The organism is uncultured Bacteroides sp. (genome assembly GCF_910585845.1).
Taxonomy (GTDB): domain Bacteria; phylum Bacteroidota; class Bacteroidia; order Bacteroidales; family Bacteroidaceae; genus Bacteroides.
In genome coordinates this window covers 78,251-87,543 of the sequence record NZ_CAJUHF010000001.1, presented here as the reverse complement: position 1 = coordinate 87,543, position 9,293 = coordinate 78,251, and the positions used below count along the sequence as shown (strand labels likewise).

10 protein-coding genes are annotated in these 9,293 nt (G+C 44.7%); all 10 read right to left on the bottom strand.

Features of this window, described 5'->3' with window-relative positions; translation table 11 throughout:
* A complete protein-coding gene (locus QZ323_RS00470; RefSeq protein ID WP_005655404.1) occupies positions 1–510 on the bottom strand; it encodes a hypothetical protein in 510 nt (169 codons plus the stop codon).
* A gap of 2 nt (positions 511–512) precedes the next feature.
* The gene (locus QZ323_RS00465; RefSeq protein WP_065539752.1) at positions 513–5,924 is read right to left on the bottom strand and encodes a tape measure protein; all 5,412 of its coding nucleotides are present in this window, start codon (positions 5,922–5,924) and stop codon (positions 513–515) included.
* On the bottom strand, positions 5,924–6,052 hold the full coding sequence (locus QZ323_RS00460) for a hypothetical protein (RefSeq protein WP_005655406.1): 129 nt from the start codon (positions 6,050–6,052) through the stop codon (positions 5,924–5,926). Before QZ323_RS00460 ends, QZ323_RS00465 begins: the two co-directional genes overlap by 1 nt.
* Positions 6,053–6,156: 104 nt before the next feature.
* The gene (locus QZ323_RS00455) at positions 6,157–6,813 is read right to left on the bottom strand and encodes a hypothetical protein (protein WP_032592241.1); all 657 of its coding nucleotides are present in this window, start codon (positions 6,811–6,813) and stop codon (positions 6,157–6,159) included.
* Positions 6,814–6,881: 68 nt separating this feature from the next.
* A complete protein-coding gene (locus QZ323_RS00450) occupies positions 6,882–7,391 on the bottom strand; it encodes a hypothetical protein (protein WP_024986349.1) in 510 nt (169 codons plus the stop codon).
* A gap of 11 nt (positions 7,392–7,402) precedes the next feature.
* On the bottom strand, positions 7,403–7,792 hold the full coding sequence (locus QZ323_RS00445) for a hypothetical protein (protein ID WP_294631906.1): 390 nt from the start codon (positions 7,790–7,792) through the stop codon (positions 7,403–7,405).
* A 35-nt stretch (positions 7,793–7,827) separates the two neighbouring features.
* On the bottom strand, positions 7,828–8,298 hold the full coding sequence (locus tag QZ323_RS00440; RefSeq protein WP_005655410.1) for a hypothetical protein: 471 nt from the start codon (positions 8,296–8,298) through the stop codon (positions 7,828–7,830).
* Positions 8,289–8,621: a hypothetical protein gene (locus tag QZ323_RS00435; RefSeq protein ID WP_005655412.1), complete on the bottom strand. Its 333-nt coding sequence runs from the start codon at positions 8,619–8,621 to the stop codon at positions 8,289–8,291. Before QZ323_RS00435 ends, QZ323_RS00440 begins: the two co-directional genes overlap by 10 nt.
* 1 nt (position 8,622) lies before the next feature.
* On the bottom strand, positions 8,623–8,958 hold the full coding sequence (locus tag QZ323_RS00430) for a DUF6706 family protein (protein WP_005655413.1): 336 nt from the start codon (positions 8,956–8,958) through the stop codon (positions 8,623–8,625).
* Positions 8,959–8,963: 5 nt separating this feature from the next.
* Positions 8,964–9,290: a hypothetical protein gene (locus QZ323_RS00425; protein ID WP_024986351.1), complete on the bottom strand. Its 327-nt coding sequence runs from the start codon at positions 9,288–9,290 to the stop codon at positions 8,964–8,966.
* Positions 9,291–9,293 lie beyond the last annotated feature (3 nt).

The following is a 9,293-nucleotide window of genomic DNA, read 5'->3' as shown; positions in this document are numbered from 1 at the left end:
TCAGTAAGTATTTTTATTCATTTGTCTAACTTCTATCCCCACTCCCTCTATATCCGCTTTGGCATTGCCATACAGATTCACAAGCACCTTTGCATCCGTTCCGGCTACCGCCACATACAGATACGAGTTATCGAAAGCGTCTATGGTAACAATCGCATTGTCCGACACGTTTACGGCACTATGGGAATCATGCCGTGCATATACCCGTGAAACAGAATAGCCGTCATACTCCAACATAGCTTTGCAGTCACCATTCAGCACCACATCGGGTAAATTCACCTTATCCGTAACCTCATCATCCACAAACACCCCGTAAACCTCGCATTTGCCTTTGAAGTGTTCCCGTATAAAGTCAAGCGTGGGGTAATTCTCCGATATACAGAAATCTATGCCCTTAATGTAAAGCTGTATCAGTTGCTCATAGTCAAGCCCCGTTCTTAGCTTCATTTGCCACATCCGGCAAAGCCCCTTTGCCTTGCCATCCTCTTTAAGTTGTTGTACCAGTTCCATAACTATGCTATTCCTTGTGATAAAAGTGAACTATCTTTATTTTCAATGCGCTTCAAAGTAGTTTTAATCTCCGTCAGCTCTGATGCACTCAACTTCGTGTTGGCGGCTATTTCTGCTTGGTAAACAAGTGCCTGCCTCATAATAGAGGTTTGGTCGCTTTGGTTTATGACAAAGGCATTCAACCGCCCGGCTATCACACCGCCCGTTTCCTCACTCATGGAAGTAACCGCACCCGTAAGGGGGTCTTGCTGTACGGTTTCTTCCTCCACATCCTTAATCCAATCACCAATACCCTCCAATGCGGAATTGAACAAATCCCCGGCAGCGTTCACCATCCTTTCAAATTCTCGCTTCTCTACATCGGTCAGTTTCCCGTCTTTCATGGATTCTCCCAAATAGAGAACGGCATCATTGATTCCCTTTGCCAAAAACTCACGTTTCAACGCTTCCACAACCGCTTTTTTAAGGACTTCTTTTGTCTTTTCGCCCAATGCTTCCGCTGCATCCTCACCTTTGCAATAAGCATCTACCAACGCATCGGCAAATTCATCAATGGCGGTTTTTACATCCGTTCCGGCAAGCGTTTCCATCATTGACCTATCCAAATCCTCTATCTGTTGGGTAATGGATTCTATTTGCTCGTTCCACTGTTGGATTTTTCCGTTATCGGTTTTCTTCTTATCCTTTTCAGCTTGAATTTGCTTTCTTAAATCCTCTTGTTGCTGTTTGAGGTTCTTTTTCTGAGCCTCATAGATAGAAAACATATCTCCGTTTTCTTCCGCATTCTTCAACTGTTTGTTGAGTTCCTTAATCTCCTTGTTGAGTTGAGCGTAACGGGCAAAATCCCAATTCTTCTTTGCTATATTGGCTTCTTGTTCCAAAGCCCGTATTTGGTCGTTAATCAGTTGGATATTCTTTTCGTAGGCTTCACGTTGGCTATCATTGAACACCCAATAAGTATTATTGTAGGCTCGTTCCAAACGGTTGTAGGATTGTTCCAGCGCATCTATTTCCTTTTGCAGATTTTGAATTTTCTTCTCATACTTGGAATCATGCAATTTGGCAAATATGCCCACTACAGAAGTAACGGCACTTACCATACCCGTAACGCCTCCCAATATGTCACCGCTCATCATTTTACCTACAGAGGCGGCGGCATTGCCCAACTGCCCGAACAACTCCATTGCAGTGCCTAAGCCGTTTGCCAAATCATCCTGTCCCAAATCAGAAAACATGGATGCAATGGCATTGCCGCACGTGGTAGCCGTATCGGTAATCGTTTCAATGGACTTGGTTACGCCTTTGGCGGCTTTCTTCATGTCAGCCTCTGCCTTTTTCACATCCTCATCCGTACCCTTTCCGGCAGCAACATTCGCTTTGGCTTCTGCCAGCTTCTTTTTGGCTTCAATGTAATCATCATAGAACGTGCCTAAAGCCTTAAAAGGATTCTTTGAAATAAGCGTTTCCTTTGCTTGATTCAAACTATCAATCAAAGCACGGTAATCTACGGGATTCAGTTTCAAATCCGCATCTTTTAGCTTTGTTTCAATATCAGCCACCAACTTATCTATTTCAGCTACAGAAAGGCTATCCAAATCGCCAAATAACTTCTTCCAACTATCCGATTGCTTTAACATATTGGCGGTAAGGGTGCTTAACGCTTCTGCCTCCGACTTGTTTACTTGGTTAATCCGTTCTTGGTCGCCCGTCTTTTGAGCGGCAGCACGCAGCAAGGCGTATTCCTTTTGGATGTCATTTCTTTGTTCCTCAAAGGTTCTGTAAGAGGAAAGTATCTTTTGCTGTACTTCTTCCTGTAACTTTTCATCTTCTTCTGAAACAAATAAAGTGGCTTCCGCTTTTTCGTCAGCACCCACAAGCCCGGAACTTCCATTAGCCAGCTTCTCTTTTGCATCGGCTATGGCTTCCAACTTCTCGGCAAGTGTTTGGGCTTGCTGAATGGTCTTAGATACAGATTCCTTGAAAGAATCCATAGCGGACTTTGCCCCCGTGATTTCATTGTATTGCATATTAAGGGAAATAAGTTGGTTACTTTCTCCCTCTGTGAGTGTTCCGGCTTGTTGTTTATCCTTTAGAGCCTTGATTTCATTTTCCACATACTCCTTGTACGATTTACCGCCTTTTAAAAGCGTGGCAAATTGGGTATTGGCTACATCTTCGCCCATGTTACGCACCCAACGGAAATACAAGGCATATTGCTGTTTCTTGTACTCTATTTCACCGTCAAAGAGTTTGTTTTGGGCTTTGTCATATTTCTTGTTTTCAAGTGTTCGCCTTTCATCGAAGCCGTCCTTTTCAGACTTAGATAAGCCACCTTTTCCGGCATCCTTACGAGCTTTAGCCAAAGCCTTTTCCTCTTTGTCTATATTATCCAATGCCTCCTTGTGTTGGAGCGAAAGGGTGCGCTTGCGTTTTTCGTAGCCCTCTTCCAAGACTGCAATACGGTCAGCCTCCAATTTGCGGTCAGCTTCAAGTTGCCTTTCACGTAGTTGCTTGGCGGCACTATCCGCTTTATCCCCCGTGGTATGCTTGGGTAAACGGGCTTCCAACTTCTTTATTTGCGTATCATAGCTCTTATAGTCAGAACTACCGATAATGGCAGCTTCACGCAAATCTTTAAGCTGCTTGATACGGTCTGATATTCCCTTTTCCGTGTTAAGGTTTGTAGTCTTGGTGTTTACAGCACCATTCAATTTATCCAACAAGTCTTTCAACTCTTTCAGTTGGGTATTATCGGCTTCCACCTTTACCTTTTTGGCATTGAGGGTATCAATACTTTTCTGAGTTTCACCTATTTTCTTATCCAGCTCGTTAAACGACATAGCCACATAGTCGGTACTTTCTGTTACAGAAGTCGTATCTTTCGGAGCAATGAACGCTTCTAATTCCTTATTCACCTTGCCTATGGTTTCATCCGCCTTTTTTGCTGATTGTACAATACTTTCAAGATATGTTTTTATGTTACTTTTGAAAGCATCCATTTCTTTATCAGTCGCACTTGTACTTTGCTTGACTTGTGAAACAATGCTGTTTAATGAGTTATTGAACGCATCGGTATAGGCTTGACCTGTTAGCCCTTTCAATTGGTTTGCGGATTCTACCGCCATAGATTCTACCGCATCCCATACAGCCCCCGAAGCTCCACGAATAGAACTTGAAGCCACATCAACAACCTTATTCATCATAACGGTTACACCCTCCGGGGTGGTTTCCATAACTTCTTGAATTTCTTTGTAGGTTGCATCTTCGGCATTCTCTTTCAGCTTATCAAGTGCATCCGTTTGGCTTTGTACCAGTTCTTGCATAGCTTGTTCGGTATATTTAGCCTTGATTTTTTCGGCTGTAGTTTGCTGAATGGCTGTAGTCAATTCCTCATATTTAAGACGCTGTAAATCAAGTGTAGCGTTTTCATCAAGCAATGTCTTATTATATTGTTTACATACGGCATTGATTTTTTCAATCGTATTTTTATGTGTTTGAGTTCCTTTCTCCGTATTTTGCAATACGGCAAAAAGTAAATTCAAATCGTCAATCTCTTTTTTCGTGGTATCTTGAAATTCACCCGTTGCCGTGGTCGCTTCTTTTTGTTTGCCCGTAAAAAGAGTAATTACACTGACTAATGCACCTATCAATCCCATTACCCAGCCGATAGGATTGCTCATCATGGAAGCCCAAAGAGCTTTCACCGCTACCGTTGCTTTTGTCGTGATTGCAGTCAGTACGGAAGTTACAGCCCCTTGTGTTGTCTTTGCCGTAGTATCTGCCACGGAAGCGGCTGTGGATTGCTTGGTGGCTGTAGCTTCAAGTAGTTTTTTCTTTGCGTAAAAATCGGATTGGGTGGCTAAAGCCGTCTTTCGTGCGATAGCTGCGTTATCCTCCGCTGCCTCCATCTTCTTAGTGGCAATGGCTATCTTTTCAGCGTTCCCAGTCTGTTGTGCCCTGTACACTTCCAAATAGGCACGTTCTACAGCCGCCTTTGCCGCCAGTGCATCAGCCCGTGCCGATTCCATCTTTACGGCTGCTGCCTTGACATCGGTACGCATGGCATTTAAGGTAGCCGCACTGTTTTGTGTCTTAACGGCAACCTCATTTTCCAAAGCGGCACGATACACGGCACTTTTAGCCGACAAGTCTAACTTGCTTAGAGCTTGCTTTTGTTCAACGGTAAGAACACTCAGAGCCACCGCCTCATAATTGGCAGAAGAAGCCGTTAGATTCAAATTGGAAAGGTATTCTGCTTGTTGGATGGTAAGCATTTGTTGAATGGTGGCAATGCGTAACTGCTTTACCATGTTGGCGTGTTCCTCTACCGTCAGTTGCGCTTGCAATGCTGCGACATGGCTGTTTTGGGCTGCAACCATCGCTTTTGTCTGAGCTACCATCTGCCCAGTAGCAACGGCTTCCAACTTCATTAAGGAAATCTTAGCCTGCCTTGCCGTGTTATCCAAAAGAGCAACGCCCGTATATCCCTTTGTGGCTAATGTATTCAGTACAATAGCGGCTTTCACGCTTCCATAGCCTATAGCAACGGCTTTCAAAATACGCAAAATATCATCCAAATGCTCTGCCATATAGGTAGCACTTTCAATAGCTCCGGCAAAAACATCTTGGTTATCCGCACCCAACTTGTTTAACGATTGTTCCCACGCATCACCCATGTTGGAAATCATACCCGTTAGGGACTTGCTTTGTTCTTGCATGAGGTTGTAGTAAGTCCCGGCTTTACCCGTCATGTTTTGGAAAGCCTTTTCTACTTCCGCAAAGCCAACCTTACCCTCCGTTACAAGGTTGGAAACTTCATCTTTGGTTACGCCAAGCACTTTAGCCAGTTCCTCATAGATGGGAATACCACGCCCGGCAAACTGCCTAATATCCACGGTAAATGCCCTGCCTTGTGTCCGTAGCGTTCCATAGAGGTAGGCAATATCCTGTAGTGGCGCACCCACGCCCGAAGCCACGTTACCAAGCATTACCAGCTCATCCACCACATTATCCACGGTTGAGCCGTAAGCAAGCATCTGTTTGGCACTACTCGCAATGCCCGAAAGGTCAAACGGAGTTTTGGCGGCTGTATCAATAAGCCTATCCATCAAGCCCTTTGCTTGCGTACCACTTTTGAGCATGGTTGTAAAGGCAATTTCCAACTGTTGAAACTGCCCACGTGTTTGCACGATACTTTGAAGCAAAGTCCCCATACCCTGCCCAACGAGGTAGGAAACAATGTATTTCGCCCCATTTTGCGCAAAGCTCTGAATGGAGTTATCCATCACAGACGATTCCGATACGGCTGTGGATGAAACCTGTTTGATACTCCTTTCCATCGCTTGTGCCGACACGTTGAAATCATTTATATCAAGGGTGGCTTTGAACGCCAACGCTCCGTTTATATTATCCATTACATTATTCCTTTCAGATAATTCTTAATATCATCCTTTGTCTTTAGCTGTACAGGCGGCTTCCCACCATCTTTGTTTCCGTCCGTTTGCTCCGGCTCTTGTTCCACACGTGCCGCATCTGCCAGCATGATTTGTACGTTTAGCCAACTGATACCCCAAAGCAGATAATCGTAAGTCCAGCCAAAGGACTTGATAATTTCCCCACGATTACCCCACGGGCTATTTAGCCCGATTACTCTACTCGGTTTGCTTTGAGTTTCTTCGGATTGGTCGTTCCTATCTCCCGTATTGACCGAATAGAGGACGTAAAACCCCCGGGATTCATCATTTGGCTTATCACGTCTGCCAGCTTTTCAAGCCGGGTAGATGTAAGGTGTTCCATGAAAAACGCTTTCAAGGCTTTCACCTCTTTGTCTTTAGAGGGGTCAGCTACCACGGGATTGTTAAGCACGGCTACGGCTGCAATCTCAGCCATCAGAGGAATATACTTGAAAAGGCGTTTGCTTTCCTGTATGGGTTCGGCTTGTATCTTTTCCTCATCGTATTCTATATTCAGATACAACCGCCTCAAACAATCCATCGTACCCAAATAAAGAGGCTTCAAATGGAAGTGGCGCATATATACACGCTCCATAGTTTGCAAAGCGGCATTGGGTACTTCTGTTTCGGACACATCCCAGCCTTTGGGAATACGTTTGTCACGCCACATCCTTACATGGTTCGGAAAATGCTTATTCCACCAACGGATGAAGCGTGGCGGTTTTACCGGGTTAATTTTAAGCGGTACATTGAATTTCACTCCCATGTTCACAAGTGCCTGTATCGCCTTTTCTTCGATTTCCAAGCGTTCTTCACGGGTCAATTCACGTTCATTATTCAGTTGTTCCATTTGTCTTAAAAGTTAAAAAGCCCCCCATCCGGGGATAGGAGGCTATCGGTTCTCAGACTTTTTCAGTGTCATGCTACTGTTGGGTCGCTCATTTCCTCGCTTGCTTGCAAGTTTGATTGGAACTTGATAGTCATAGGCACAAGGCAGATACCCTTTGAAGAATAGGTAATTTCGAATGTCGGGATGATACGCACATTGGCACATCCGACAAACAAGCCCTCTTCCGGCTCAATCCACATAGCCCATTCCTTGTATTCCAACTTCTTGGGACGAATCCAAACACGCTTACCATCTTCCCCGGTAGGTGTTCCACCGAAGTAACGTGCAAGCTGTGTCAAATCCGGGTCCATCAAGGAAAGTTCAATAGCCGTAGGTGTTTCACCAACAAGCGTGATAACCTTGCTTGAAGTTTCCGACTTGTGTTCCGTGATTTCCGGGGAATCGTCTTTCAGACTACAAGTGTCTTGATAGACATCGCCCAAATCAAGCCATTCATTGCCTTTTGCGGGCATATTTCCGTCACTTTTGGCAGGGGCGATATAAATCTTTTTCAACCCCATTGTTGCTAAAATCGGCATAATCTTAATTTTTATTGGTTGATACTCTTTTCTCTTACTGTAAGCTCCAAAGCAAGGGAAACAAAATGTTCGTTTTGGTCTTTCTCCTTAATCGGTGGGTTAAACCGCCCTATGTTCCAGTTATAGCCTTTCCCACTTTCATAATGGTTTTTCAACACCTCAACCACCTTTGCCCTTATCTCTATGAGCCTCTTAAAATGTGTCCTGTAAACGGCTTTCCCCTTGCCTTTGGCTATCACCTTATCCGGCACATGAATATTCACGTTTATCTGACCGTAGCGCACGGATGCTTCACCGTCTATCGTATGAGGGACAATTATCACATCCTCTTTGGTGTAGTCGTTACGCTCGTAATCAATCACACCCGAAATGAAGTTTTTCACCTCGCTTGCTTGAAGCATGGCGTAAATCCTTGTTGCTATTTCCTCAGTCGTTATCATGCTGCGTTCCCGAATAATTCGATTGCTTTCTTATTAGCTTTCATCACCAACTTGTTAATCTCGGCAGGTAGTTCGCTTTTGGCTTTCAGTTCGGCAGGTAGAATCACGTTGTACCCTTTGGCTTCCACGTAGGCGGCATAATTCATTCCGGCTACTATAATGAGGGAAAAAGTGTTTGGCAGCGTGGCGGCATACTTCATTGCAGCCTCCAACATGGCTTTCGCACCCTCTCCGGGCTGGTCTGACCCACCATAGTAAACGATTTCCTTATTCTGTACCACGGCATAGCCTATAGAGTTGGTTAAATTGCCCGTTTGGTCTTGGTAGTTGTGGCTATCCTTAGCATACTTAGCCAGCTTTTCGCCCATGTATTTTAACAAGGTTACGAAAGCCAATTCAAGTTGCTTTTGGAAAGCAGCCACGGGGTTTAAGATAGCCCCTTTGTCAAACATCGGCATTATCCCCATATCTCTATGTATTTAGGGTTTGTATCATCTATTCCCGAAATGGTGAACTCATCCACACCTCCACGCTCCAAAGTCACTTCCACACGTGCGCCTATACTCAAATCACCCTCAAAGTAGGATGGTAAAAACACATCAAAGGTGTATGAATACATTTGCCCGTCCGTTCCCAATCGTTGCTTGGCAGGTATGAATTTCTCCACTTGACACTCACAGCCTTTCACCCACACGGGCGCATCATCGTCCGTGTAAAATCCCGTTGCTTCATCCCTCGTTGCTTCAAGGGGCAAAGCGGTGTATCTGAAAGTTCCGTTATTCCGTGCCATATCACCACAAATTAGAGCCGTCCGTAATGGAAGAAACTTCGACAAAATCCGAAACGTCCAAACCGTTCTCGTTGCAAAGGTCTTTAATGCGCTTCTCCAACTTCTCCACGCTGTAGCCTTGTGAGGACTTACCTAACGTGTCATTGGTAAGCACAATCATCCGCTTTAGCACCTTTATAGCGGCTATGGCTATCGTGCGTTGGTCTGTGTCGGCATTGTACTCACTATCCCAGTCGCTTATCTTCACATCAGCAAGTGCCTTTTGCAAAGCAAGGCGGCTTGGGGTATAGGGTTCAAGCTCACCCACCAACGCATTGTATTTTGTCAAAGTTCCCATCACTACTATTTTTCAAGGGCTTCTTTCAAAGCCGTTACACTCTCATCTGAAAGGGCTTCAATCGCTTTGGTTACACCTTTAACCCCGGCATTTTTGGCAACGGGGGCATTGATGGATTCCAAAGCATCCTTTACCACATTCAAATCATATTCATTGTCTTGGAAAGTGACCTTTTCAGCCTGTTTGCTTTCCAAAGACTTAATCACACAAATGCCCCTTGCAACCAAATCATTAACTCGGTTAAGCTCATCGGTATGCAAGGTTTCACCTACCTTGTAGATTTTGCCTTTGTCGTTTTTGTCTATAAACGCTTTCTTTACTGTCAGTTCCATAAG

Excerpts from the sequence above, each read along its gene's own strand:
- QZ323_RS00470 (WP_005655404.1), bottom strand. The coding sequence starts at position 510 with ATGGAACTGGTACAACAACTTAAAGAGGATGGCAAGGCAAAGGGGCTT.
- QZ323_RS00465 (WP_065539752.1), bottom strand. The coding sequence starts at position 5,924 with ATGGATAATATAAACGGAGCGTTGGCGTTCAAAGCCACCCTTGATATA.
- QZ323_RS00460 (WP_005655406.1), bottom strand. The coding sequence starts at position 6,052 with ATGCTGGCAGATGCGGCACGTGTGGAACAAGAGCCGGAGCAAACGGAC.
- QZ323_RS00455 (WP_032592241.1), bottom strand. The coding sequence starts at position 6,813 with ATGGAACAACTGAATAATGAACGTGAATTGACCCGTGAAGAACGCTTG.
- QZ323_RS00450 (WP_024986349.1), bottom strand. The coding sequence starts at position 7,391 with ATGCCGATTTTAGCAACAATGGGGTTGAAAAAGATTTATATCGCCCCT.
- QZ323_RS00445 (WP_294631906.1), bottom strand. The coding sequence starts at position 7,792 with ATGCTTCAAGCAAGCGAGGTGAAAAACTTCATTTCGGGTGTGATTGAT.
- QZ323_RS00440 (WP_005655410.1), bottom strand. The coding sequence starts at position 8,298 with ATGGGGATAATGCCGATGTTTGACAAAGGGGCTATCTTAAACCCCGTG.
- QZ323_RS00435 (WP_005655412.1), bottom strand. The coding sequence starts at position 8,621 with ATGGCACGGAATAACGGAACTTTCAGATACACCGCTTTGCCCCTTGAA.
- QZ323_RS00430 (WP_005655413.1), bottom strand. The coding sequence starts at position 8,958 with ATGGGAACTTTGACAAAATACAATGCGTTGGTGGGTGAGCTTGAACCC.
- QZ323_RS00425 (WP_024986351.1), bottom strand. The coding sequence starts at position 9,290 with ATGGAACTGACAGTAAAGAAAGCGTTTATAGACAAAAACGACAAAGGC.